This is a genomic window from Leifsonia lichenia, assembly GCF_054780215.1.
Genome location: NZ_BAAGWT010000001.1, coordinates 814,053 through 839,161, shown reverse-complemented (window position 1 = coordinate 839,161; position 25,109 = coordinate 814,053). Strand labels below are relative to the sequence as shown.

21 protein-coding genes are annotated in these 25,109 nt (G+C 69.0%); 7 read left to right on the top strand and 14 right to left on the bottom strand.

Going from position 1 to position 25,109, the window contains the following annotated elements; translation table 11 throughout:
• The first annotated feature begins 89 nt into the window (after positions 1-89).
• The gene (locus tag ACYVGI_RS03940) at positions 90-2,249 is read left to right on the top strand and encodes an ATP-dependent Clp protease ATP-binding subunit (RefSeq protein ID WP_460631344.1); all 2,160 of its coding nucleotides are present in this window, start codon (positions 90-92) and stop codon (positions 2,247-2,249) included.
• Positions 2,250-2,331: 82 nt separating this feature from the next.
• Here the strand turns inward: ACYVGI_RS03940 and ACYVGI_RS03935 are convergent, their stop codons facing one another.
• From ACYVGI_RS03935 to ACYVGI_RS03910, 6 genes are read right to left on the bottom strand one after another with little or no spacing between them, the layout of a single operon-like run.
• Positions 2,332-2,868, bottom strand: a complete 537-nt coding sequence (locus ACYVGI_RS03935; RefSeq protein WP_460631343.1) for a phage tail protein — start codon at positions 2,866-2,868, stop codon at positions 2,332-2,334.
• Positions 2,869-2,875: 7 nt separating this feature from the next.
• Positions 2,876-3,382 carry a phage tail protein gene (locus tag ACYVGI_RS03930; protein ID WP_460631342.1) on the bottom strand — a complete coding sequence of 169 codons (507 nt, stop codon included), beginning with the start codon at positions 3,380-3,382 and terminating at the stop codon, positions 2,876-2,878.
• Between the two features lie 42 nt (positions 3,383-3,424).
• The gene (locus ACYVGI_RS03925) at positions 3,425-3,937 is read right to left on the bottom strand and encodes a phage tail protein (protein ID WP_460631341.1); all 513 of its coding nucleotides are present in this window, start codon (positions 3,935-3,937) and stop codon (positions 3,425-3,427) included.
• Positions 3,934-4,233, bottom strand: a complete 300-nt coding sequence (locus ACYVGI_RS03920) for a DUF6916 family protein (protein WP_460631340.1) — start codon at positions 4,231-4,233, stop codon at positions 3,934-3,936. Before ACYVGI_RS03920 ends, ACYVGI_RS03925 begins: the two co-directional genes overlap by 4 nt.
• Positions 4,230-4,700 carry a GNAT family N-acetyltransferase gene (locus ACYVGI_RS03915; protein ID WP_460631339.1) on the bottom strand — a complete coding sequence of 157 codons (471 nt, stop codon included), beginning with the start codon at positions 4,698-4,700 and terminating at the stop codon, positions 4,230-4,232. Before ACYVGI_RS03915 ends, ACYVGI_RS03920 begins: the two co-directional genes overlap by 4 nt.
• On the bottom strand, positions 4,700-5,152 hold the full coding sequence (locus ACYVGI_RS03910; RefSeq protein ID WP_460631338.1) for a DUF6916 family protein: 453 nt from the start codon (positions 5,150-5,152) through the stop codon (positions 4,700-4,702). Before ACYVGI_RS03910 ends, ACYVGI_RS03915 begins: the two co-directional genes overlap by 1 nt.
• A 194-nt stretch (positions 5,153-5,346) precedes the next feature.
• Between ACYVGI_RS03910 and ACYVGI_RS03905 the strand changes: the two genes are divergently transcribed.
• Positions 5,347-9,243, top strand: a complete 3,897-nt coding sequence (locus ACYVGI_RS03905; protein ID WP_460631337.1) for a beta strand repeat-containing protein — start codon at positions 5,347-5,349, stop codon at positions 9,241-9,243.
• Positions 9,244-9,344: 101 nt separating this feature from the next.
• Here ACYVGI_RS03905 and ACYVGI_RS03900 read toward each other — a convergent pair whose 3' ends face one another.
• From ACYVGI_RS03900 to ACYVGI_RS03890, 3 genes are all read right to left on the bottom strand, one after another.
• On the bottom strand, positions 9,345-11,021 hold the full coding sequence (locus ACYVGI_RS03900; protein WP_460631336.1) for a phospholipase C: 1,677 nt from the start codon (positions 11,019-11,021) through the stop codon (positions 9,345-9,347).
• Positions 11,022-11,083: 62 nt separating this feature from the next.
• Complete coding sequence (gene efeB / locus ACYVGI_RS03895; protein WP_460631335.1) at positions 11,084-12,337, bottom strand: iron uptake transporter deferrochelatase/peroxidase subunit; 1,254 nt, start codon at positions 12,335-12,337, stop codon at positions 11,084-11,086.
• A complete protein-coding gene (locus tag ACYVGI_RS03890) occupies positions 12,334-13,551 on the bottom strand; it encodes an imelysin family protein (protein ID WP_460631334.1) in 1,218 nt (405 codons plus the stop codon). The genes efeB and ACYVGI_RS03890 overlap by 4 nt, the downstream gene beginning before the upstream one ends.
• Before the next feature lie 193 nt (positions 13,552-13,744).
• Here ACYVGI_RS03890 and ACYVGI_RS03885 point away from each other — a divergent pair, with 193 nt between their 5' ends.
• On the top strand, positions 13,745-14,794 hold the full coding sequence (locus ACYVGI_RS03885) for a zinc-dependent alcohol dehydrogenase family protein (protein ID WP_460631333.1): 1,050 nt from the start codon (positions 13,745-13,747) through the stop codon (positions 14,792-14,794).
• A 27-nt stretch (positions 14,795-14,821) separates the two neighbouring features.
• On the opposite strand, the gene arr is transcribed toward ACYVGI_RS03885, so the two are convergent.
• The 5 genes from arr to ACYVGI_RS03860 form a co-directional block, all read right to left on the bottom strand.
• Complete coding sequence (arr, locus tag ACYVGI_RS03880; RefSeq protein WP_460631485.1) at positions 14,822-15,271, bottom strand: NAD(+)--rifampin ADP-ribosyltransferase; 450 nt, start codon at positions 15,269-15,271, stop codon at positions 14,822-14,824.
• Between the two features lie 18 nt (positions 15,272-15,289).
• A complete protein-coding gene (locus tag ACYVGI_RS03875; RefSeq protein ID WP_460631332.1) occupies positions 15,290-15,469 on the bottom strand; it encodes a hypothetical protein in 180 nt (59 codons plus the stop codon).
• Between the two features lie 362 nt (positions 15,470-15,831).
• Positions 15,832-16,671 carry a COG4705 family protein gene (locus ACYVGI_RS03870; RefSeq protein WP_460631331.1) on the bottom strand — a complete coding sequence of 280 codons (840 nt, stop codon included), beginning with the start codon at positions 16,669-16,671 and terminating at the stop codon, positions 15,832-15,834.
• 135 nt (positions 16,672-16,806) lie between these two features.
• Positions 16,807-18,144 carry an APC family permease gene (locus ACYVGI_RS03865; RefSeq protein ID WP_460631484.1) on the bottom strand — a complete coding sequence of 446 codons (1,338 nt, stop codon included), beginning with the start codon at positions 18,142-18,144 and terminating at the stop codon, positions 16,807-16,809.
• A 266-nt stretch (positions 18,145-18,410) separates the two neighbouring features.
• Complete coding sequence (locus tag ACYVGI_RS03860; RefSeq protein ID WP_460631330.1) at positions 18,411-19,001, bottom strand: nitroreductase family protein; 591 nt, start codon at positions 18,999-19,001, stop codon at positions 18,411-18,413.
• Positions 19,002-19,483: 482 nt separating this feature from the next.
• Here ACYVGI_RS03860 and ACYVGI_RS03855 point away from each other — a divergent pair, with 482 nt between their 5' ends.
• From ACYVGI_RS03855 to galU, 4 genes are read left to right on the top strand one after another with little or no spacing between them, the layout of a single operon-like run.
• Entirely contained in the window at positions 19,484-21,031 is a 1,548-nt protein-coding gene (locus ACYVGI_RS03855; RefSeq protein WP_460631483.1) for a glycosyltransferase family 2 protein, read from the top strand.
• Positions 21,024-22,532, top strand: a complete 1,509-nt coding sequence (locus ACYVGI_RS03850; protein ID WP_460631329.1) for a glycosyl hydrolase — start codon at positions 21,024-21,026, stop codon at positions 22,530-22,532. The genes ACYVGI_RS03855 and ACYVGI_RS03850 overlap by 8 nt, the downstream gene beginning before the upstream one ends.
• Before the next feature lie 35 nt (positions 22,533-22,567).
• The gene (locus tag ACYVGI_RS03845) at positions 22,568-23,968 is read left to right on the top strand and encodes a UDP-glucose dehydrogenase family protein (RefSeq protein WP_460631328.1); all 1,401 of its coding nucleotides are present in this window, start codon (positions 22,568-22,570) and stop codon (positions 23,966-23,968) included.
• Positions 23,969-24,023: 55 nt separating this feature from the next.
• Entirely contained in the window at positions 24,024-25,043 is a 1,020-nt protein-coding gene (gene galU / locus ACYVGI_RS03840; protein ID WP_460631327.1) for a UTP--glucose-1-phosphate uridylyltransferase GalU, read from the top strand.
• The last annotated feature ends 66 nt before the right edge of the window (positions 25,044-25,109 follow it).

The window sequence follows — 25,109 nt, the reverse complement described above, 5'->3', positions numbered from 1 at the left end:
TGAAAGTCACGCACTTTCCGGAATACAGGGGTGCGAAACAAAGTTGAGCCTAGTAGACTCAAGTTTGCCCGACCGAGGAAAGGACACGAATGGCGAACATGCAAGGCGCGCCCTCCACTCAGGAGGAGCAGAAGAGCGCGCTCGAACAGTACGGCGTCAACCTCACGGAGATCGCCAAGAGCGGCAAGCTCGACCCGGTCATCGGGCGCGACGCCGAGATTCGTCGCGTCAGCCAGGTGCTCACGCGGCGCACCAAGAACAACCCTGTGCTCATCGGCGAGCCCGGCGTCGGCAAGACGGCCGTGGTCGAAGGACTGGCCCAGCGCATCGTCGCGGGCGACGTCGCCGACTCGCTCAAGGGCAAGCAGCTCGTCTCGCTCGACCTCTCCGCGCTCGTGGCCGGCGCCATGTATCGCGGGCAGTTCGAGGAGCGGCTGAAGGCCGTGCTCAAGGAGATCAACGACGCCGACGGCGAGATCATCACCTTCGTCGACGAGCTGCACATCCTGATGGGCGCCGGCGGCGGAGAGGGCTCCGTCGCCGCCTCCAACATGCTCAAGCCGATGCTCGCCCGCGGTGAGCTGCGCCTGATCGGCGCCACGACGCTCAACGAGTACCGCGAGTTCATCGAGAAGGACGCCGCGCTGGAGCGCCGCTTCCAGCAGGTCTACGTCGGCGAGCCGAGCGTCGAAGACACCATCGCGATCCTCCGCGGGCTCAAGGGGCGCTACGAGGCGCACCACGGGGTCACGATCGAGGACTCCGCGCTGGTCGCGGCCGCATCCCTTTCGAACAGGTACATCACCGCCAGGCAGTTGCCCGACAAGGCGATCGACCTCATCGACGAGGCTGCGAGCAGGCTCAAGATGGAGATCGACTCCGCTCCCGTCGAGATCGACACCCTCCAGCGCGTGGTCGAGCGGATGAAGCTCGAAGAGTTCGCGCTCAAGAAGGAGAAGGACGAAGCGAGCAAGGAGCGGCTGGAGCAGTTGCGCGAGCGGCTGCGGCAGCAGGAGTCCGAGCTGGCGGCGCTGCAGGAGCGGTGGCGCGCCGAGAAGGCGTCACTGAACCGCGTCGGCGAACTGCGCTCCCAGTTGGAGGAGGCCAAGACCAAGCGCGACCTCGCGCTGCGGGACGGCCGATACCAGGAGGCGTCGCGGATCGAGTACGAGACCATCCCCGGCATCGAGCGGGAGCTGGCGGAGGCGGAGAGCGCCGAGCAGCACCCCGACCAGCCGCGCATGGTCAACGAGCAGGTCACGGCCGACGACATCGCCGCCGTGGTGGCCGCGTGGACGGGCATCCCCGTCGACAGGCTCACCCAGGGCGAGACGGAGAAGCTGCTGCACCTCGAAGGGGAGCTCGGCCGCCGCATCATCGGTCAGAAGAAGGCCGTCGCGGCTGTGGCGGATGCTGTCCGTCGCACCAGGGCGGGGATCTCCGACCCTGACCGGCCCACCGGCTCGTTCCTGTTCCTCGGGCCGACCGGCGTCGGCAAGACGGAGCTGGCCAAGGCACTCGCTGCGTTCCTGTTCGACGACGAGAAGTCGATGGTGCGCATCGACATGAGCGAGTACGGGGAGAAGTTCTCCGTGTCCAGGCTCGTCGGCGCACCTCCCGGCTACGTCGGCTACGAGCAGGGCGGCCAGTTGACGGAGGCCGTGCGCCGTCGCCCGTACTCGGTGATCCTGCTGGACGAGGTGGAGAAGGCGCATCCCGAGGTCTTCGACGTGCTGCTGCAGGTGCTCGACGACGGCCGGCTCACCGACGGCCAGGGCCGAACGGTCGACTTCCGCAACGCCATCCTCATCCTCACCTCCAACCTCGGCAGCCAGTTCCTGGTCGACCCGACCCTGAACGACACCGAGAAGGAGGAGGCGGTGCTGCAGATGGTCCGCCAGGCCTTCAAGCCCGAGTTCGTGAACCGCCTCGACGACATCGTGGTGTTCTCGGCGCTCGACAAGGAGGAGCTCGGCGAGATCGTGGAGCTCAACATCGACCGGCTCATGCGCAGGCTCCAGGAGCGCCGCCTCGAACTGGCGGTGACCCCGGATGCGCGGCGCTGGCTCGCCGAGCGCGGCTACGACCCGATCTACGGCGCCCGGCCGCTGCGTCGGCTGATGCAGCGCGAGATCGACGACCGCCTGGCCACCGAGCTGCTCTCCGGCGAGATCCGCGATGGTGACCTCGTGCGGGTCGACATCGCCCCCGCCGGCGACCACCTCACCGTCGCCCCCGTCCGCGACTAGCGCCGCGCCGCAATCGAGCCCAGCCTTTCTCACCGCACGCTCCGGCGTGTCGGGTGAAAAAGCCTGGGCTCGATTGCTGCGGTCAGCTTCGGGGCGGGAAGATGCCCTGCATCGCGATGATGTAGTTCAGCGTCAGGTATGGCTGCAGGTTGTTGTGCGGCGTCGATCCGCCGGTGACGGCGAACGCGGCCGGATTGAGGTCCGCGGCCGCCTGCCCGCCGGTGTACGCGGCCTCGGTGACCCGCCCGATGCGCGGGATAGCGAGGGAGGCGTTGGCCGGAACGCTCGTCGTGCCAGGTCCGTTGACCGCGAGCACGTTGTGGGTGTGGTTCGGCATCTCCGAGGCCAGGATGGCGACCTCCGGCGATCCGCCGCTTTCGCCCTGGAAGTACTGGGACAGGCCGCCGACGCCCGATCCTGCCCAGCCGACCGCGACACGACCCTGCAGGTCGGGGAGGGCGAACGTCGACCTGCCGTCGCCGCCGTACGTCGTGCCGAGCAGCGAGAACAGCGCGGTGTTCTGGGAGATGGGCAGGAGCTGCCCCGCGCAGAACGCCCAGCCGGACGGGGCGAAGTTGTATGGGACGAGCCGGATCTCGCCGAGGAACTGGTCAGTCATCGTTGCCTCAGTTTCGGGATGGGAAGATGCCCTGCAGGGCGATGATGTACGTGAGGGTGAGGTACGGCGCCGTGTTCTCGTGCGGCTGGCCGCCGCCGACCGGGGTGACGCCGATCGGGGCCATCGTGCTGTCCGCGGCAGGAGCGAACGCCGCCTTGCCTGGCTGAGCCAGCCGTGCCCCTGCTGGCGACACGACGTTCGCGGCGCCGCCGATGGATGCTCCGTGGGTGTGCGCCGGCATTTCCTGGGTGGTCAGCGCGTGCGAGTACTCGCCGCCCCTCTGGCCGAGGTTGTAGTTCCCGCCGTTGCCCGACCCGCTGCTGATGGCCGCCCGGCCACGCAGGTCGGGGAGTGCGAACGTGGTGACCCCGTCGCCTCCGTACGTGGTGCCGAGCAGCGAGAACAGCGCCTGGTTCTGGTTGATCGGAAGCAGTTGACCGTCGCAGAACGCCCAGTTCTTCGGGGCGAAGTTGAACGAGCTGAGCCTGATCTCGCCCATGAAGGGTGTCCCCATGTGTGTGTCCTTGTCTCTGGTTCGGGCCCGGGAGGGAGGGGATCAGTTCTGGCTCGGGAAGACGCCGAAGAGGGAGATGATGAAGGTGACCGCCAGGTATGGCTGGAGGTTGTCGTGAGGCTGGGAACCGCCGACGGCGCCGAGCATCGGGGCGAGCTGGGCCGTCGGGGTGGCGCTGCTGTATGGCGCATCCGCCCATCCGGCCACCACGTTGCCAGCGGCGGCCGTGGTCGTGGCCGACGCGGCAGCGGAGATCGGATGCGTGTGCTGCGGGAGCTGCTGCGACGTGAGCGTGACGGTCTCCGAGCCTCCGGTCTCGCCGACGACCGCTGCCCGCGCCGCCCCCGGCGCCGAGTTCCTGTGCAGCGGGATGCGGCTGCCGAGGTTCGGCAGGGCGAACGTCGTCTGCCCGTCCCCGCCGTAGGTCGTGCCGATGAGCTGGAACAGCGTGTCGTACTCCGAGATCGCGAGGCTGGACCCGTCGCAGTACGCCCAGCCGTACGGCGCGAAGTTGCCGCCGAACATCCTGATCTCGCCGACGTATGGCTGGCTCATTCGCTCTCCTTGCCGATGGTGAATGCCGCTTCGAGGTCGAGCCCGTCCGCATCCCGTCGCACCGGGACCAGGAACACAGGCTCGGCGATGCCGTCCCCGATGATCTCGTAGGTGTTCTGCTCGGCGGGCAGGTCGAGACCGGCCCGGAAGCGCAGCACGAACGACGCCCACTCTCCGCTCACCGACAACGGCCCGACCTCCGCAAGGTGGATGCGGTACCGCGTCCCGAGGGCGTCGGCGGCCACCAGCTCGGCTCCGTCGAGCGCGCTCCATCGCGCATATGCCGTCTGCGTCATACGTTTCCCTCCGCGCTCATCCAGAGGTAGCCGGAGCGTTCGGAGACGACCAGGAAGCCATGGCGCTCGTAGAGCCGGATGGCACCGGCGTTCAGCGACCACACGCTGAGGGTGACGCGTGCGGCGGAGTCGAGCAGGCCGTGGAGGAGCTGGGAGCCGATCCCCTGTCCGCGATGCGCGGAGAGGATGGCGATGTCGACGAGGTGAACGACCGCATCCGGGGTGGAGTGGTCGACCGTGATCGTTCCGGCTGCCGCTCCGTCGAGCAGCACGACCGAGGTGACAGCGCCCGGGTGGTGCGCAGCCCGGTCGGTCGCTCGTGCCCGGAACTGCAGGTCGAGCAGGTGGTCGAGGGCCGGACCGTCGAGGCCGGGGAAGTCGTCGCGGCGCGCGTCGGCGAACACGGTGCGGAGGAAGGCGGTGTCGGCGTCCGTGACCGGGCGGAGTTCGATCGTTCCGGCCAGCATCACGCGTTCCGGTTGACGATCGCCTGCATCGACCTGGTGAGGGCGCGCGGTCCGATCGTGGTGAGGAACAGTGTCGTGGTCGGCACGCCGTCGCAGCTCAGCGTGTAGATGTCGTCCTTCGCGGCGTAGCCGCCAGCGGAGAAGAGCAGGCTGAACCGGTGCTCGTCGTCCGCCGTCGCGTCTCCGGCGAGGTCCTCGATCGCTGTCAGGCTCAGGTGGATGCTGCGGGCGTCGGAGGTCGCGATGAAGCGACGGCCGACGGCGGGCAGGAACAGAGAGCGCGTGAGGGCAGCGGCGGCTGCGGCGGGCGCGGCATCGGCCGTGGCAACGCCGGCCAGGGATGCGCCACTCGCGAACGCGGGGATGCCCGGGGCGGCGACGGCCGCGGCCACCACGCCGACGCCGCTCAGGGCTGAGACCATGACGGTCCGTCGTGACACGCCTGTGCTCACGGGGGTCCTTCCTGCGGGCGCACCGCGGGAGTCGGGTCACCAGCGGGATACGTCAGCGAGCCTATTCCATCGCCGCCGTCGCGTTCTGACCCGTGAAGAGGGGCCAGTGAGCTGTTGCCGGGGGAGCGCGCGCCACGCCAAGCTTGCAGTACACGGCCAGCGACCCGGGTTGGCAGAGGGAGTCCCGACCACCCATGACGTCTGTGCACGTGCGCGCTGTCGCGATCGCCGCCGCCGCTCTTCTCGCTTCGGCCGGAGTCCTCACCGCATCCCTTCCCGCTGAGGCCCTTCCATCGACGATCACCGTGACGAGCACGGCGGACACGGATGCGACAGGCGCCTGTGCAGGAGGGACGACGCTCGCCGCCCCTGTCACCCTCCGCAACGCGCTCTGCGTCGCCAACAACCGCGGCGGCCACAGCGACATCGTGGTGGCCGACGGCACATACCAGCTCACCTCGACGCTCGGATCGCTGGTCGTGGGGACCGCATCCGGAACCAGCATCGCGGTGTCCGCCGCTCCTGGAGCGTCGCCGAAGGTGCTCGGCGACGGCCAGCACCAGGTGTTCACGATCGACCCCGGCCCCTCGGACGGCTCCGGCCCTGTCGGCGGCATCGACGTCACCATCGACGGCCTGACCGTGAGCGGAGGGGTCGACAACGTCTACGGCGGCGGCGCGATCATCGGAGGCTCGGGGAGCGCCTCGACAGCGGACACACTGACCATCCGCAACTCGACGTTCTCCGGCAACACGGCGAACACCACGACCGGCGCGACCTCGAACCCGGGAGGCGCGGTCCAGTTCGTCGGCGGCAGCCTCACAGTGGCCGACTCGACCTTCACCGGAAACACCTCCGGTGGCAGCGCCGGCGGCGCGATCGCCTACCAGGCGCAGGGCGTGGCGGGAGGGGAGTCGCTTTCGATCACCGGCAGCGCGTTCAGCGGAAACGGCGCCACCGCGACATCGGCCAGCGGCAACGGCGGCGGCGCCATCGCCGTCTCCGACCTGTCAGGAGCCGCGACTATGACCGTCACCGGCAGCAGGTTCTCCGGCAACACGGGAACCGCGACGAGCGGGCCGTTCCGCGGCGCGGCCGTGCTGCTGAACGGCGGCGCGCTGACCGTCACAGGCTCCACCTTCACGGGCAACACGGCTCCGGCAGGGTCGGCGTTCGCCGTGACGGGCGGAACGCTCACCGCACACTTCAACCGCATCGCGAGCAACGCCTCTCCCGCGCTCGTGGTCACGGGCGGGAGCGCGGCCGCGACAGAGAACTGGTGGGGATGCGCGACCGGCCCAGGCGGGACGGGCTGCGACACTGTGGCGGGCGTCGCCACCCAGGCGGTCGCTCCGTACCTCACGCTCGGGGTGACGGCGAGCCCGGACACGATCGTCGCCCCTGCGACCACGTCGACCCTGACCGCGAGCCTGCTGAAGAACTCAGTCGGCGCCGCCGTCGACCCCGCCGACCTCGGCGCCTTCGCCGGGCTCCCTGTCACCTGGGCGGGAGCGCAGCCGGCTGGTGCCACCGTCTCTCCGACGCAGAGCGCACTCTCCACCGGCACCGCGAACACCACGTTCGCCGCCAGTTCGTCGGGCGGCACAGGCGGAGCGACGGCACTGTTCGACAACGCCACCGTGTCAGCGACGGTCTCCGTGTACACGCCGCCCGCCTTCACGTCGCCCGCCACGGTCGGAGCGGTCGTCGGCACCGCGCTGTCGTTCACCGTCCGCAGCACCGGCTACCCGGTCCCGTCGCTCGCACGCACCGGAGCCCTGCCCGCTGGGCTGAGCTTCGTCGACAACGGGAACGGGACGGCGACCATCTCCGGCACGCCGGGCGCGGGGACGGGCGGCGACTACCCGCTCACCGTCACGGCTGCCAACTCGGCGGCACCGTCGGGGGTCACCCAGGCGCTGACCGTCTCCGTTCAGCAGGCGCCCGCGTTCACCAGCGCGGGAGCCACCGCGTTCCTGGCGGGGACCACAGGGTCGTTCACGGTGACCGCCACCGGCCGCCCGGCGCCGGACCCCATCACGCTGGCGGGAACGCTGCCGTCCGGTGTGACCTTCACCGACAACCACAACGGAACGGCCACCATCGCCGGAAAGCCGAGCGCCGCGGCGGGAGGCGTCTACTCCGTCACGCTGCAGGCGGCCAACGGCGTCGGCACCGCGGCGACGCAGTCGTTCACGATCACGGTGAACGCGGCCCCCAGCATCACCAGCGCGGCGACGATGACGGCCACACTCGGCGTTCCTGCGTCGTTCACCGTCACCACCGCGGACGCGTATCCGGCGAACCCGGCACTCAGCAGCACGGCAGTGCCGGCGGGGCTCCTGTTCGCCGACAACGGCGACGGAACCGCGACGATCTCCGGCACCCCGACCGGAGCAGGCGGCAGCGCGAACACCACGATCACCGCATCCAACGGGGTGCTGCCGAACGCGACGCAGGCGCTCCGGATCGTCGTTCTCGAGTCGCCGTTCATCACGCTCGCGGCGACAGACCAGACGGTGAACGTCGGCGCGACCGCGAGTTTCACGGCGGGGGCGAGCGGCTTCCCCGCACCGACCGTGCAGTGGCAGGTCTCCCGTGACGGCGGAGCGTCGTTCACCCCGATCCAGGGAGCGACTTCGACCACGCTGTCCATCACGGCGAGGACCATCGACGACGGCAGCGTCTTCCGAGCGGTCTTCACCAGCAGCGCAGGCAGCGTCCACACGGATGCGCGACTCACGGTCGGCGACGCGCCCAGCATCTCCAGCCCAGCCGCCGCATCCGTCGCTGCGGCGGGCGGACCGCGCACCATCGCGGTGACCACGTCCGGTTTCCCCGCTGCGACCCTGACCGCGACCGGCACCATCCCGTCGTGGCTGACCTTCACCGACAACGGGGACGGCACCGCGACCATCGTCGCCGACCCGCCGACCGCATCCGGTGGGCTGTACCCGTTCACGATCACCGCGGCCAACGGCTTCACGCCGAACGCGAGCCAGGCGTTCGTGCTCACGGTGACCGAGCCGCCCGCGTTCACCTCGGCGACCGCCGCGGGGCTGCGCGCAGGGAGCGCCGGGTCGTTCACGGTGACGACGGCGCCTGGCACCCCGGCGACGACCACGATCGCGCAGACCGGCGCTCTCCCCGCCGGTGTCGCGTTCATCGACAACGGCGACGGCACGGCGACCATCTCCGGCACCCCTGCGGCCGGAAGCGGCGGTGTGTACCCGCTCGGGCTGACGGCGTCGAACGGGGCGACCGCCGTGCAGGCTCTCACCCTCACGGTGACAGAGGCGACCGTCTTCACGAGTTCCGCGACCCTGGCCGTCACGCGCGGTGTGACCGTCGACGCCACCGTCACCACGGGGAGGGCGTACCCGGCCGTCGCAGCGCTGACCGCCACGGGTGCGCTGCCCGGCGGGCTGACCTTCACCGACAACGGCGACGGCACCGCGAGCATCCGGGGCACGACCACGGATGCCTCCGGCACGGCGTCGATCGTCGTCACCGCTTCCGCCACTGGCGAGCCGGACGTGACGCAGACCCTGGCCTTCGTCGTGAGCGACGCATCCACGGTGCCGCTGCCCATGCTGCCGCCGAATGCGAGCGGCCCGGTCGCCGGCGTGCCCGGCAGTGTGACGCCCGGTCAGCAGCTCACGCTCACCGCCGCAGGGTTCGCCCTGGATGCGCCCGTGACGTTCGGCATCTACTCCAGCCCGCAGGTGCTCGCGGTGGTGAATGCGGACGCGACAGGAACGGCGACGGCGACTGTGACCATCCCTGCGGGTCTCACCGGCGCCCACTCGCTCGTCGCGAGCGGCATCGGACCGGACGGAGCGGTGCGCTACCTGCGCACCGACATCGTGCTCCCCGCCGCACCTGTCGACCCCGGCACCCCTGGCACCCCTGGCACACCCGGAACGCCCGGCACCCCGTCCACTCCCGCAGCGCCCGGCACCGGCACGGGTGCCGGCTCCGGCCTCGCCGCGACAGGGCTCGACGCCTCCGGCCTCGCGGTCCTCGCCGTGCTGCTGCTCGCAGCCGGGGCCGCCGTCGCCCTCCGCCGTCGTCGCCCAGGCACCCGCTGAACGCACGGCCCCCGCGCCGCAATCGAGCCCAGCCTTTCTCACCGCACGCTCCGGCGTGTCGGGTGAAAAAGCCTGGGCTCGATTGCTGCGGTCGGCTCGGTTTACGGCTGCGTCGACCACCCGTTCCGCGGCGGCGTCGGCCAGTGGCCGCGCGTCGGCACGACGGCGGTCACGGCTCCGGTCGTCGGCGAGAGCAGCACCTCGCGCTGCTGCGGCCGGAACCAGTCGAACAGGCCGCCGAGCGATCCGGCGCGAGCGTCGAACGACGCGTCACCGATCCGGCCGGTGAGCCAGTTGTTCTCGATGAAGCGCAGCACCGAGGTCTGGTCGGTCGGCGTGTGGTCGACCTTGTTCTGCGCCGCGTACGGCGAGATCACGACGAGCGGAAGGCGCTGGCTCGGGCCGCAGCGGTCGGCGTAGCCGCCGGCCTCGTGCGAGACCGAGGTGCACACGGCGGAGTCGACCGCCGCATCAGCGGAGCCGTTGGTGACTCTCGGCGCGACATGGTCGTACCAGCCGTCCGAGTCGTCGTAGGCGAGCACGACCGCCGTGCTCGACCAGGAGCTCGACTTCTGGATGGCGTTGACCTCGTTGACGATGAACTTCTGCTCGTCGATCGGGTCGGAGTACGACGCGTGCCCGTCCTGCGCCTCCGGCGCCTTCAGGAACGACACCGACGGCAGGTTGTTCGACGTCAGCGCCGCGCTGAACGACGTGAGGTCGTACTGGTGGTTGGCCTGGTCGGTGTGACCGATCGCCTTCGTCGAGGTCGGCGGGAGGTGGTGCGGGTTGGACGTGGACTTGTAGTACTGGAACGGCGAGTGGTGGGGCGAGTAGTCCTTCGGCGTCGCTCCGGCGATGTTCGCGGTCACGGCGTCGCACTTCGCGTAGTGGCCGGCCGTGCCGTCCCAGGCCGTCGTGGGCGTGAAGCCGCCCTGGAACCAGCCCCAGGTCACCCCGCGGTTGTTGAGCAGGTCGCCGATGTTCTTGCCCGCCATCCCGACCACGGCCGACGTCGACGCGTGGTCGTTGTCCGAGCAGTCGTCGTATGCGGGGTCGGGGTCGCCGATCACCGTGCCGACCCCGGATGCGTTCGGCGACTGCACCGCGGTGGATCCGGTCAGCGTCGCCCCGGTCTTCGGGTCGTACGCCGTGCCGCCGTGGGTCTGGCCCGAGATGAGGTTGAGCGCGCCGGGGGTCGACGGGCCGAACGTGGTGTCCCAGCTGTTGTCGCTCATGGCGTAGTTCTGGGCGTAGTTCCACAGGCCGGTGACGGTGTTGCCGTCGTAGTAGTCCATCGCCAGACCGGGCGCGCCGAACTGTCCGGTGCAGGTGTCGGTGGACGTCTTCTGCACGAAGAGGTCCATCTTCCCTGCGTCGACCGCCTGCTGCTCGGCCGCGTAGCTGTGGTTCTGGTCGCAGGTCACGGCCTGGGTGGAGGCGAGACGCTTCGGCGGGTAGAGGTTGGGGTTGTCGGTGAGCGTGCCAGAGGTGACGAGGTTGTTCACCTTCGGCGTTCCCTTCGCGGCGGTGAACGTGGTCCCGTCGGTGTTGGCCGCGGACGGGTACGTGCCGAAGTAGTGGTCGAACGACACGTTCTCGTCGAAGATGACGACGAGGTGCTTGATCGGCGTGAGCGTGAACGACGAGTGCGAGGTGTCAGCGGTCGCCGGCGCGATCGTCAAGAGCCCGGCGCCGACGAGAGCGACGGCGCCGACAACGGCGAGACCGGCGCGGCCCACCGTCCTGGAGCGGTGCAGACGTGATGGTCTGAACACGATTCCTTCTTCCTTTGTGTGTTGATCGTCGGCACGGGATGCGCCGAGCCCTGTCACCGGTGTCAGGCGAGCATTCCGCTGCCCAGCCAGTCGCCGGAGTTCCGCGCGCCGGGTAACGCGAAGTAGTAGCCGCCGCCGAACGGCGAGATGTAGTCGGTCAGCGGCTCGTCGGCGAGCCGCTTCTGCACCGTGACGAACTGGCGTTCGAGGTCCTGGTTGAACGCCGTGAAGATGAGTCCCATGTCGAGGTCGCCGTTGGCGTCGAGCCCGGCGTCATAGTTGTATGCTCTGCGGAGCATGCGCTGATTCGCGGTGCTCTGCGTGTGCGGGTTGGCGAGGCGGATGTGCGCATCCATCTGGATCACGTCGCCGGTCGGGTCGAGTTCGTAGTGCGGGTCGTCGTGCTCGTACGACCCGGTGAGCGGCGCCCCGGTGTCGCGGCGTCGGCCGATCATGTTCTCCTGCTCGTGGAGGTTGACCCTGTCCCAGAACTCGACGAGCATCCGGATGAGTCGCACGACGTGGTAACTGCCGCCCGCGACCCAGCCGGGCTCCGAGTCGCCGGCGCGTGCCCAGACGAGGTCGGCCATGCTTTTCGCGTCCGTCGTGGCCGGATTGCTCGTGCCGTCCTTGAAGCCCATGAGGTTGCGCGGCGTTCCGGACGGACGGGGAGGGGAGGTGAACCCGTCCTGTCGCCAGCGCACCTGCATCCCGCCCCTGGTTGCTCGCGTGATCTCGCGCACAGCGTGGGTGACCGCATCCCGGTCGTCTGCGCAGACCTGGAGCAGGAGGTCGCCGTCGCAGACCTCGCGGCGGAGTGCGTCGTTCGCGAAGTCCTCCATCGTGCGCAGGCGCGCCGGTTTGGAGAGAGCCAGCCCGAAGCGCTCGTCGAAGAGCGATGCCCCGACAGAGAGGGTCACGGTGAGGCTGTCCGGCACGACGGTCGGGCCGAGGATGCCGGAGTCGCGCGGCGGCGCTGTGAGTCCAGGGTCCGGCGGGGTGCCTCCTGTGGTGAGGAAGCGGGCTCGCTCGGTGACCGTCTTCAGCAGGTCGGCGAGTTCCGCCCGGTTGGCGGCCGTCGCGTCGAGTGCGACGAACGCCGCCGCCCGCTGCGGAGGGGTGAGGATGCCCTGCTGGTGCGCGCCGTGGAACGGGTAGCCGGTGCGGGGTGCCGCGTTCGCGTTCAGCGGCGCACCCTCGGCTGCGCGCGGGTGGCCGTGCGCTGCGCCGACCGCGCCGACCCCTGCGACCGTGCCCGCGCCCACCGCAGCCCCCGCAGCGGCCTGAAGGAAATCCCGCCGTCCGATCCCGCTCATGCTTCCCTCCGGATGTCGCAGATCGCCGCGACGGGTGCGAGCAGTTCGAGCGTCCCGTCCACCGCGCCGTCCACCCGCTCCCGCTCCGCGCGGCTGAGCGAGGAGAGCGGACGCCAGGTGCCGTCGCCCGCGCGGAACGACTCGATCAGCTTCTGCGTCCCGGCGAGGGATGCTGTCGTCTCCGCCAGCCCGTCGTAGCGGCTGCTCAGGATGCTCGTGAGCGGTGTCAGCGCCGCCGACGCCCCGCTGAGGTTGGCGTCGACCGTCGCCAGCTCGGTCCCGGAGGCGGCGTCTGCGTCGCCGGTCAGCTCGAACTGCAGCGCGTTCTCGACGATCTCGTGAGCCCGCAGGCCGATGGCGCCCGGGTCGATCTCGGCGTCGGCGATCGTGGATGCGAGCGCGGCGACCGACGCGGACAGGGCGGAGACCGCATCCGTCGTCTGTGCGGCAGGAGCGCCGGACCACAGCAGTGCCTCGACGCGGTGGAACCCGGTGAGGTGCTCGTCGGTGAGCGCGGTCGTGCCAAGGGCAGGCAGGCCGTCGATGGCGTCGCCGGTGTCGCCGAACGCGTCGTACGCGGCGCCGAGCGTCTCATAGGTGAGGTGGGCGCTGAGCCAGTCGCGGCGTGCCGCCGCTAAGTCGCCCTCCGCTGTGTCGGCGCCGAGTTCGGCCACCTGACGCTGAAGCACGGGGATGCGCGACGCCACCCACGTCGTGTACGTCTTCGCCACCGGGATGAGGTCGTTCCTGGTCACGGGGACGATGCCGGGGGTGAGCTGCGCGGAGGGCGGAGCCGGCCCGACCGCGACGGTGGGCCCGTGCACGGGGTCGGCGTCGGCGGGGAGGCAGACGAACCGGTAGCGTCCAGCACCGATCGTCACGCGCGCCGTCGCGTGCGCACCCGCGCCGAGCCCCTCGAGGTCGAGGAAGACCTTCTTCGAGTCGACGGCCTGCAGGTACACCTCGATCCCCGCGACCGTGTGGTTCGTCACCGTGAAGGTCTGCTCGCCGCCGGGGACGGATGCGTCCGTCTGCGCGTCCTGCCCGCCCCAGCCGGCGCCGCAGGTGTCGGCGTCCGCCGCCACCGCGTACGACCCGGGATGCACGCCGGCCTGAGCACTCTGCGACCTCACCGCGACCGTGACCACGACTGCGATCACCACCAGCGCACCGAGCGCAGCGAAGAACACTGCGAGTCGGGAGCGCTTCGACATGGACTCACGGCCTCCTGGCGGATGGTGATGGCGGGGACGGCTGCGCCGGAGCAGTCCGGCAGGAGCGATGTTAGGAGGGTCGCGCATCCCCTGGATCGTGCTTCACCCGTTGTTCACCAGGCCGTCACCGCCCGTGCCCCGTACGGGGGACGCGTGTGCTCGGCGCCCGTGGGCGCGGCGTAGGCTTTCCTCCATGCTTGCAACAGTCATCCACGGTGAGAAGGACGTCCGCGTCGAAGAGGTCCCCGACCCTGTCCTGTCGACGGGCGGCGACGCCATCGTGCGCGTCGTCGCGGCCTGCGTCTGCGGGTCCGACCTGTGGCCGTACCGCGGTGTCACCCCCACGCACGCCGCCCACCGCATCGGCCACGAGTTCGTCGGCGTGGTCGAGGAGGTCGGGCCGGAGGTGACGACGATCGCCCCCGGCGACTTCGTCATCGCGCCGTTCTACGACTGCGACATGACCTGCGTCAACTGCAAGAACGGGGTCAGCACCTCCTGCCTGCACGGCGGATGGTGGGGCTCCGACGACAAGCTCGGCGGCTTCGCCGACGGCGGCCAGGGCCAGAAGGTGCGCGTGCCGCACGCCGACGGCTCGCTCGTCGCGACGCCCGAGTACCCGCGCGACGAGCTCATCCCGAGCCTGCTGACACTGTCGGATGTGATGGGCACCGGTCACCACGCAGCCGTCTCGGCCGGGGTGACGGAAGGCAGCACGGTCGTCGTCGTCGGCGACGGCGCGGTCGGGCTGTGCGCGGTGCTCGCGTCCGCCCGGCTCGGGGCGTCGCGCATCGTGGCCATGTCGCGGCACGAGTCCCGTCAGGAGCTGGCGCGTGCATTCGGTGCGACCGACATCGTCGCCGAGCGCGGCGACGCCGGCGTCGCCGCCGTGAAGGAACTCCTCGACGGGATCGGCGCCGACTGCGTGCTCGAGGCTGTCGGCACCAAGGAGTCGATGGACCAGGCGATCCGCTCGGCCCGCCCGGGCGGCATGGTCGGCTACGTCGGCGTGCCCAACGGCGGCCCCGAGCTGCCCGTGCGTCCGCTGTTCAACAACAATGTCGGCGTCAACGGCGGCGTCGCGCCCGTGCGCAACTACGTGGAGGAGCTGCTGCAGGACGTCTGGTCTGGCGCCATCGACCCCGGCCGCGTCTTCGACCTGGAGCTCCCGCTGTCCGAGGCGGCGGAGGCGTACGCCGCGATGGATGAGCGCCGCGCGATCAAGGTGCTCCTGCGCCCGTAGCGCACGGCGCCCCGCCCGGTTCGCGGGTCAGTTGAGAATCTCTCCGCGAGCTTCCGGTGTGAGTCCGGTGAGCCGGTCACGCCACTGCTGCAACGCTTCGGGCGTGAGTCTGGTCCACTCGGCGACCTCGGCGACCACCCGAATGGGTTCGTCGCTGCGGTACGAACGCGTGGGGTTGCCCGGGAACTTCTTGTCCGTGACGTTCGGGTCGTCCTCGAAGCCGCCCGTCGGCTCGACGGCGTAGACCCGTGGCTCGCGATGGTCGGGCGCGAGCTCTGATGCGAGTTCTGCCGCAAGGCCGGCGCCGTCCAGCAGCGCGGTGAAGTAGATGTGGTTCATGATGACGTCGGGCCGGTAGTTGGACGGGAACCCTGGGGAGAGGAGATCCTCGGCCCGGAGATCGGCGGTGGTGCCGTGGTAGAACGGCCCCGATTCCTGTGCTGTGCTCACAGCGCCATGATAGGAGGGTCGGAGAATCCGCACGGTGACAGGCGGTCAGCGGGTTCGCCCGCTGACCGCGGCGTACGACTCCCGTGGGCTGGCACATCCATTGCGCGCGTCCGGGGCGCCGTCGCGTTCGGCTTGGACGTCGATCGCCTGGATGATCAACTCGAAGGCCACGAGCGCGACGACTGCGGCCAGTCCGGCCAGCAGCACCGCGACGATTGTTCGCATACCAGAGTGTCGCGCGCCGATCCCAAGAAACCTCCCAGCGGCTCGGATGCTTCCCCGGAGCAACTGCTATGTTGTGAGCATCCGGGGGATGCGCCTATTGGGGTGCCTTGTCAGGTTCGATTTCCTGAATCCTCCACTCCCGACCTCTGGCCCGCTTGCTGCACGGCGGCCCTCCGGCGACTCTAGAGCCTGTCCTTCGCCTTGAAGGCCAGGTACAGCCACGGCACATCCGGGTTTTGGATCGAACAGGTCGTCTTCGAGCGATTCGATCGCGCCGTCAAGCTGCTGGCCCGCCTCGAAGTGCCCGTCCTCGCTCACGCTCAGCAGCGGAAGACTGTCCAATCTGACACCTGCCTCTACCCTCATTCCGCTGAGCGACCGATTCGGTCGTCGTCGTGCAGCTTCTCCTGAGCGACCGTGAGCAGGTACGCGTCAGCAGCCTCCCGTCGTTCGCGAACGGCCAGGTACACGACCAACGCGAGGATGAGCGCAAGGAAGAGAGCGCTCGTTCCGACCGTGCCCATCCCGAGACCGCCGTCGGTTCGCGGCTGGGAGAGGAAATCACCGAGCGAGGCGCCGAGCGGACGTGTGAGGACGTATGCGATCCAGAATGCGACCACGGCGTTGAGCTTCAGCACGAAGTGCGCGAACGCGGTCAGTCCGATGGCGGCGGCGAAGATCGCGGCAGACGGCAGGTATCCGAGGTTCAACTGTTCGGCGATGAGGTCCCCTGCGGCAGTTCCGAGGGCGAACGTGAAGAGAATCGCCAGCCAGTAGAACGCCTCGCGGCGTCGGGTGTCGATCTGGTGGATGGACAGGGTCCGTTCTGTGCCGTACCAGACCGCGAAGACGACACCGAGTGCGACGGCGAAGACGGTGGTCGTGACCACCAGGCTGATGCCAAGGTTGTCGGTGAGATTGTCGGTGATGAGTGTTCCGACCACGCTGATCAGGACCACGGTGAGCCAGTACAGCGATGGCCGGTAGCCGCGGCTTCGGAACTGGGCGATGAACGCGATCGCGAACACCGCCGTCATGACGGCGGTCGTGCCTCCGAGGCCCAGGCCCAGGTTCGTGTTGAGGAAGTCGGCCGCCGTCTCGCCGACGGTGGTCGCGAGGATCTTGATGATCCAGAACGTGGCCGTGGGCTCTGGGACTTTGTTGCGGCTGCGGCTGGTCAGGGTAGCGTTCGCGTCGCTCATGCAGGATTCTCCGGACGATCGGTGTATTCGGTCGGAGCCGACGCTAGGCGGGCCTTTCTAAGCAATGACTAAGCGCAGTGGCCGGGCACCTGGGTCCAGAGGAAATCGGCTCTTCAGGGCGTCGGCTCGCTACCGCTACTTCACCGCCTTGTTGAACCCCGTCACCGGCTGGCCTTCGTCGAAGCCGGGGACGCTGCGGCGGAACCCGCGGGTGAGCACCAGCAGGTAGACGATGCCGAGGCCCATCCAGATGCTGCCGCCGATCAGCGCATCCACGTGGAGGTTGGCCCAGAGCACGCCGGTGAGCAGCATTCCGATGGCCGGGAGCACGATGAAGGTGACGATGTCGCGCGGCGTGCGGCGGCGGCCCTTCCGGATGGCGAACCAGGCGATCACGGAGATGTTCACGAAGGTGAACGCGATGAGCGCGCCGAAGTTGATGAATGCCGCGATCGTCTCCAGCGTGAAGGCCGCGGCCAGCAGGCTGATGACGCCGACCAGCACGATGTTGAACGTCGGGGTGTGCGTCTTCGCGTTGATGTGACCGAAGAACCGGTTCGGCAGCACATTGTTGCGGCCCATCACCAGGAGCATCCGGGAGACGGATGCGTGCGAGGCGAGCCCGGAGGCCAGGGTCGCGCAGAATCCCGCGGCGGTGAGCACGGCTTGCAGGGTCTGACCGCCGACCTGGAGGCCGATCTCCGGCAGTGTGCTGTCCTCGATCGCGGCGGTGGGGAAGACCTCGGACGACGGGAAGCGGAGCTGGGTGAAGTAGGAGGTGATGAGGAAGATCGCGCCGCCGATGACCACCGTGAACAGGATCGCCTTCGGCATGATCTTGGGCGTCTTGGCCTCTTCGGCGTACATCGTGACCGCGTCGAACCCGATGAACGAGAAGCAGACGATCGTGGCGCCGGTCAGCACCGCGCCGAGTGTCACGCCGTCGTGCAGGAACGGCTGGACGGATGCGATGGTCCCTGCGCCCTGACCCTGTGCGAGCTGCGCGATCACCATGACCACGAACACCACCATGACCACGATCGAGAACACCAGCAGCAGCATGTTGATGTTGGAGGTGCCGCGCATCGTCAGGTAGATGATCGAGGTGACGGCCGCGCAGTAGATGACCACCCAGATCCAGCCGGGCACGCCGGGGAACAGCGCTTCGAGGTAGCTGCGGATGATGAGGCAGTTCACCATCGGCAGCAGCACATAGTCGATCAGCGACGTCCAGCCCACCAGGAAGCCGACGTTCGGGTGGATGGACTCGCGCACGTAGGTGTACGCCGAACCCGCGCTCGGGATGGCGCCCGCCATCTTGCCGTAGCTGATCGCCGTGAACATCATGACGACGAGCGCCACGAGATAGGCGGATGGCACCACGTTGTCCGTGTCGCGAGCGACCATGCCGAAGGTGTCGAACACGACGGTCGGCGTCATGTAGCCGAGGCCGAGACCCACGATCGCCCACAGGCCGAGGTTCCGCTTGAGCTTGCCGCTGGATGCGATCGATGGGGCGATGGGAGTCGTCACTGTCTCTCCTTCGGCGGGTGACGCTGCGCCTCTGCAACGACCCGCGACGCTGCTATGGCCGTCTGAGTTCGGCTATGTTCCCACAGATTCTGCGCGCGGCAAACTCGGAGACGGGCGCGGCCGATCCAGGGCAGGATCGACCGCGCCCGCTCTGCCGGGAGAAGGAGCGCGTTGCGCGCTCCTGCCTACTCGTTAGGCGTTGCTCGTTAGGCGTTGACGACGACGATGTCGTTCAGCGCGGCCCTGGTGCGCGGTGCCAGCTCGCGCTCGCGCAGCGGGTCCGGCAGAGCCTCAGGGTCGCCGAGCACGCCGATGGCGCTGACGGAGGTGGGCACGAAGCGGTCCTCGATGCCGAAGGCGGTGCGGAGCGCATCCCCGTCGAAGCCGCCCATCTGGTGCACGTGCAGGCCGTCGTGGTGCGCCTGGACGCTGAGGTGGGCGACTGCCTGACCGAGGTCGTATGTCGCCCAGCGGCGGTCGTTGCCCTCGGCGTCCTTCACCTCGGCGAAAGCCACGATGAGCGCGCTCGCCGATCCTGCCCACGCCTGGTTGAAGCCCATCAGGGCGGAGGCGATGGCGTCGAACTCGGTGGTTCCACGGCGGGCGACGACGAAGCGCCACGGCTGCGTGTTGCTCGCGGACGGCGACCAGCGGGCTGCCTCAAGCGCCGCGGTCAGCGCTGTCTCGGGAACGACGGCGCTCGGGTCGAATGCGCGGGGGCTCCAGCGCTCGGCGAGGGCGGGGATGAGGGGCGCAGCGGTGACGGCGGCGCGCGAGTTCAGCTCGGCGATGGACATGGCTCTCCTGATGGTTCGTACGACATGGAAGCGCATGGCTCCATTGCCAAGCTATAAACATGCAAACACATTCAGCGTGGGAGTATTCCGTGCCCCGCAAAATGAACCGTTTGTTACAGGTGTGTTAATTCTCCCCAGCCTCAACCCGCCCGTTTTCTACCCGCATCCGGGGTACAAGCGGCCCTGGCGCCCCTCCGCACCCCCACGTTCGGGATGCGCGACCCTTGTCTGAACGATTCCTCAGTTGACCTGCCATTCCGCCGCCCCCGAACGGGGGTGTGTCCGCCATTCTGCCGACAGCCGGATCGTGTCCGCGTGTCGGCGGACAGGGGTCGGATGGGGCACACCGTCCCCCGTCGTCCGCTGCCCGGAAACGTCACTTGCGGCGCGTGAAACGTCCCCGCTAGAACTTGATCAACCCGACCGCCCAGATCCCCAGTGACGTGGATGACACCCCCCTGTATCTCTGCGAGGTCCCGTCCATGTTCATCTTCATCCTGCAAATCCGGCACATGCTGGAGGGGCATCCCGAGTTCTATCTGTTCGCCGTCTACTCCGCCTTCATCTGGGTCATCTGGATCATCAAGGTGGCCGTCTCCCGCCGCTATCGGCCGTACACCGAGGACTTCCAGGCGTCGACCAGCGTCGTCGTCCCCGTGGTGGACGAGCCGCTCGATCTGTTCCGCGACGTCATCGGCCGCATGGTCGAGCAGAAGCCCGGCGAGATCATCGTCGTCATCAACGGCGCCCCGAACCCCGGCCTCGTCGAGGTCTGCGAGGAGTTCGCACCGCTGGTGCGCTGGGTGCACACGCCGATCCCCGGCAAGCGCAACGCTGTGATGATCGGCACCAGGATGTCCACGGGCGACATCACCGTGCTGGTCGACTCCGACACCGTCTGGACGGACAACACGCTCTCCGAGCTGGTGAAGCCGTTCAAGGACGAGCGCGTCGGCGGCGTCACCACCAAGCAGCGCATCCTGGAGCCGGAGCGCAGTTGGATCACCCGGTGGGCGGACTGGCTGGAGAACTCGCGCGCGCTGTACTCGATGCCGGCGCAGAGCGTCGTCGGGCAGATCGGATGCCTTCCCGGCCGCACCATCGCGTTCCGCCGGTCGATCCTGATGCGCGTCATGGACAAGTTCATGAACGAGAAGTTCCTCGGCGTCTTCCTCGAGGTCTCGGACGACCGCACGCTCACGAACCTCACCCTCAAGGAGGGTTACCGCACCGTGTACCAGCACACCAGCCTGGTCTACACGGATGCGCCGCTCAAGGTGAAGAAGCTCTTCAAGCAGCAGCTCCGCTGGGCTCGCGGCAGCCAGTACAACACGCTCAGGATGCTGCCGTGGATGCTCGGCCACGCCCCGCTGCTGGCGTTCTTCTTCATCACCGACATCATCCTGCCGTTCGTGCTCGCCGGAGTCCTCGGCGGCTGGGTCTACCGCTCGATCACGGGTGAGGGCTACAACTTCTACGCCGGGTTCCTCAAGGCGTACGGCGTGCAGGGCGGAGTGCTGACGGTCGTCGCGCTGATGGTCGCGTCCTCCGTGATCAGCATGTCGATCCGCCAGATCCGGCACCTCTCCGAGAAGCCGTCCGACTTCTTCCGCCTGCCGGTGTTCATCATCGTCTCCACGTTCTTCCTCATGCCGATCCGGCTCCTCGGGTTCTTCCGCATGGCGCACGCCAGCGGGTGGGGCACTCGCTCTGGCGCGTACTCGGGCGGACCGAACGAGATCAGCAGCGACGACGAGATCGCGCTGGCACAGGCGAGGGACGCCCAGGCGCTGGATGCCCAGGCACTGGATCCGCAGACCCGGACCGACCAGCTCCCCGACTCCGTCGGCGGCCTGACCACCACCACCGCCCTCGCCACCCGCGCCGAGACCCGCGCGGCCACCAAGACCACATCCAAGACCCAGCCCAAGACCGCTCGCGCCGAGCGGCGTCGGCTCAACCCGTACGCCGCCATCCCGTACCTGATCGGTATCGCGATCCTGACCCTGGAGGCCCTCTTCCTTGTCTAGCCAAGCAGCCCACTGGTGGGCGCAGACCAAGTCGCGCTCCCTCATGACCACCGCCGCCTTCGTCGTGCTGAGCCTCGTGCTCGGCGGCATCTCCTACTACGTCTGGTCGTCCCCGACGAGCACGGTCCGCACCGTGGTCGACGCCGCGGCCACCGCCGTCAACCCGCTCGCCGCGCAGAACGCGAGCCTGCAGAAGAACCTGAGCAGCGCCAAGAAGACCATCGCGACGCAGAACGGCAAGCTCTCCTCGCTGCAGCAGCAGTCGCTCGCCGCCCAGGCGTCGACCGCCAAGCAGCTCGCCGCCGCGCAGCAGCGCGCTGTCACGGCGGAGAGGGCGCTCGCCCAGGCGAAGGCGCAGCTCGCCAGCGCGAACGGCGCCCTTTCGGCGAACGCAGCAGCCAAGAGCGGCGCATCCGGAGGGAAGACCGGCACCGGAGGAGGCACGAGCACCGGAGGAACCGGCAACGGCGGTAACGGCAACGGTGGGAACATCGCGCCGGAGCCGACCCCGATCACCGCGCCGAGCAAGGCCGAGCTGCTGCAGCCGGCCAGCCGCTACTACGGCATGTACACCGAGCAGGCCCCGTTCAACTGGGCGACGTTCGACGCGACGAGCGCGAAGGTCGGCGTGCAGCCGAACCTCGTCGGCTATTTCAGCGGCTGGGACGAGACGTTCCGCGCCAACGCCGTCACCCGCGCCTGGCAGCAGGGCAGGCTGCCGATGATGACCTGGGAGTCCAGGCCCATCTCGGCGGGCAACGACTCGGTGGATGCGCCGGAGTACTCGCTCCCGAAGATCATCGGAGGCGACTTCGACGCCTACCTGCACCAGTACGCCAAGGACATCGTCGCCACCGGCCTGCCGCTGGCCATCCGTCTCGACCACGAGATGAACGGCGTCTGGTACCCGTGGGCGGAGACGGACGGCAAGGGCAACTCGATCAACGGGAACAGCCCTGGCGACTACGTGAAGATGTGGAAGCACGTGCACGACGTCTTCCAGCAGGAAGGCGCGAACGACCTGGTGATCTGGGTGTGGGCGCCGAACATCGTCAACAACCTGCCGGCGCAGCACAAGGTCGACGGCTACCTTCCGTCGCTCTACCCCGGCGACGACTACGTCGACTGGGTGGGACTGTCCGGCTACCTGCGTCCGCCGTACAAGGCCGACCAGAGCTTCACGTTCGATTACACGTTCACCCCGAGCCTGAACCAGCTCAGGGCCATCACGAAGAAGCCGATCGTCCTGGCGGAGGTGGGAGCCTCGGAGACGGCCGGTCACAAGACGGCCTGGGTCACCGACTTCTTCAACGCCTTCTCGAAACCGGAGAACGACGACATCATCGGCTTCTCCTGGTTCAACCTCGCTGTGACGAGCTACGTCGAGGGGGTCAGAGCCACGAACGACTGGCGCATCGACTCCCGCGCCGACACGCTCTCGGCGTTCATCTCCGGGATCACCCGCCCGGAGGACCACTTCACGCTCACCCCGGCGCAATGACCTCAGCGAACATCCCAGCGAAAGGACCACGCGACATGACCACCAAGAAGACCACCAAGGAACAGCCGGCCCCGCGCATCAGTGTGATCGGCACCGGATATCTCGGAGCCACCCACGCGGCGGCGATGGCCGAACTCGGATTCGACGTGATCGGCGTCGACACCGACCAGAGCAAGGTCGACGCCCTCCGCGACGGCCGCGTGCCGTTCTTCGAGCCGGGCCTGCCCGAGCTCATCACCCAGCACGTCGCATCCGGTCGGCTGAGCTTCACCACCGACATCGCCGAGGCGACAGCGCTCGCCGACGTGCACTTCATCTGCGTCGGCACGCCGCAGCAGTCCGGCAGCTTCGCCGCCAACCTGAGCTACGTGGAGGCGGCGGCGCGGTCGATCGCGCAGAACATGACGCACGACGGCGTCATCGTCGGCAAGTCGACCGTCCCGGTCGGCACCGCCGCCAGGCTGCGCGCCATCGTCGCTGCCGAGCTCCCGGACGGGGTCTGCGCCGAGCTGGTCTGGAACCCCGAGTTCCTGCGCGAGGGCAAGGCTGTCGACGACACGCTGTCTCCCGACCGGCTCGTCTTCGGAGGGACGTCGGAGCGCTCAGAGGCCGTTCTGCGCCGCATCTACGCCACCCCGATCGCGGCAGGAACACCCGTCCTCGTGGCCGACCTGCCGACCGCCGAGCTGGTGAAGGTGAGCGCGAACGCGTTCCTCGCCACCAAGATCTCGTTCATCAACGCCATCTCCGAGGTGTGCGACGCTGCCGGCGCCGATGTCTCGCTGCTGGCGGATGCGCTCGGTCACGATGTGCGGATCGGTCGCCAGTTCCTGAACGCCGGTCTCGGCTTCGGCGGAGGCTGCCTGCCCAAGGACATCCGAGCGCTGATGCACCGGTCGAGCGAGCTCGGTGCGCACGCGGCTGTCGGGCTGCTGCAGCAGGTGGACGAGATCAACATGGGCCGCCGCCAGCGGGTCATCGACCTCGCCATCGCCGCCTGCGGCGGGTCGGTGCTCAACCGCAGGATCGGCGTGCTCGGGGCCGCTTTCAAACCGCACACGGACGACGTGCGCGACTCGCCGGCCCTCAACGTCGCCGCCGCCCTGCACCTCCGCGGGGCGCAGGTCGTCGTCTACGACCCGGAGGCGCGTTCCACCGCCCAGCGCATGTTCCCGACCCTCGGTTACGCCGACTCGGTCGAGGAGGCGGTGACCGGCGCGGACGTGACCGTCGTGCTCACCGAGTGGCCCGAGTTCGTCGAAGCCGATCCTGCGGCGCTCGCGGCCATCGTGCACGGCAGGACCGTGATCGACGCCCGCAACTGCCTCGACGCCGGGGCGTGGTCGGCCGCCGGCTGGGCCGTGCACGTCATGGGCAGGGTGCCGGAGGGCGCCCCGCTCGCCGACGACCTCGCCGCGCTCACCGGCGTGCGCTGACCGCATCCACCGCATCCACTTCCGACTGCTCCGCTTCCCTCGAGAGGAAACCATCATGACCAGTTACGTGACCAAGGCCGTCATCCCGGCCGCAGGGCTCGGCACACGCTTCTTGCCCGCCACCAAGGCCATGCCCAAAGAGATGCTCCCCGTCGTCGACAAGCCCGCCATCCAGTACGTGGTCGAGGAGGCGGTCGGCGCCGGCCTGAACGACGTCCTGCTCGTGACAGGCCGCAACAAGAACGCGCTGGAGAACCACTTCGACCGCAACACCGAGCTCGAGGACACCCTGGCCAGGAAGGGCGACCTCGACAAGCTGGAGAAGGTCAACCAGTCCACGTCGCTCGCCGACATGCACTACGTGCGACAGGGCGACCCGAAGGGCCTCGGCCACGCGGTGCTCCGCGCCAAGATGCACATCGGTCACGAGCCGTTCGCCGTCCTGCTCGGCGACGACATCATCGACGCCCGCGACCCGCTGCTGTCCCGGATGCTCGAGGTGCAGCAGCAGCTCAACACCACGGTCGTCGCCCTGCTCGAGGTGGACCCCAGCCAGATCCATCTCTACGGTGCGGCCGCGGTGGTGGAGACGGACGAGGACGATGTCGTGCGCATCACCGGCCTGGTCGAGAAGCCGGATCGCGAGAGCGCCCCGTCGAACTACGCGGTGATCGGCCGCTACGTGCTGCGGCCGGAGATCTTCGACATCCTGGAGAAGACGGAGCCGGGCAAGGGCGGCGAGATCCAGCTCACGGACGCCCTGCAGGGCCTCGCGACCGCACCCTCGTGGACGGGCGGTGTGCACGGCGTCGTCTTCTCCGGTCGCCGCTACGACACCGGCGACCGCCTGGACTACATCAAGGCGATCGTGCAGCTCGCCGCCGCCCGCGACGACCTGGGGAAGGATCTCGTCCCCTGGCTGCGCGCGTTCGCGGCGGAGGAGGGGGCACCGGCACCGGTCGCACCGTCAAAGCCCGCCAAGCCGGTGAGACCGACCGTCGCGACCATCCCGGCCGAGCCCGTGGCAGAGCCCGCGCCGCGCAAGCGCGACCTGGTGCCTGTGGCAGGAGCCTGACCTCTCGCTGGATCTCACGGCCCTCGCGTCATGAACGCGAGGGCCGTGCATCTCTTCGGGTGCCGC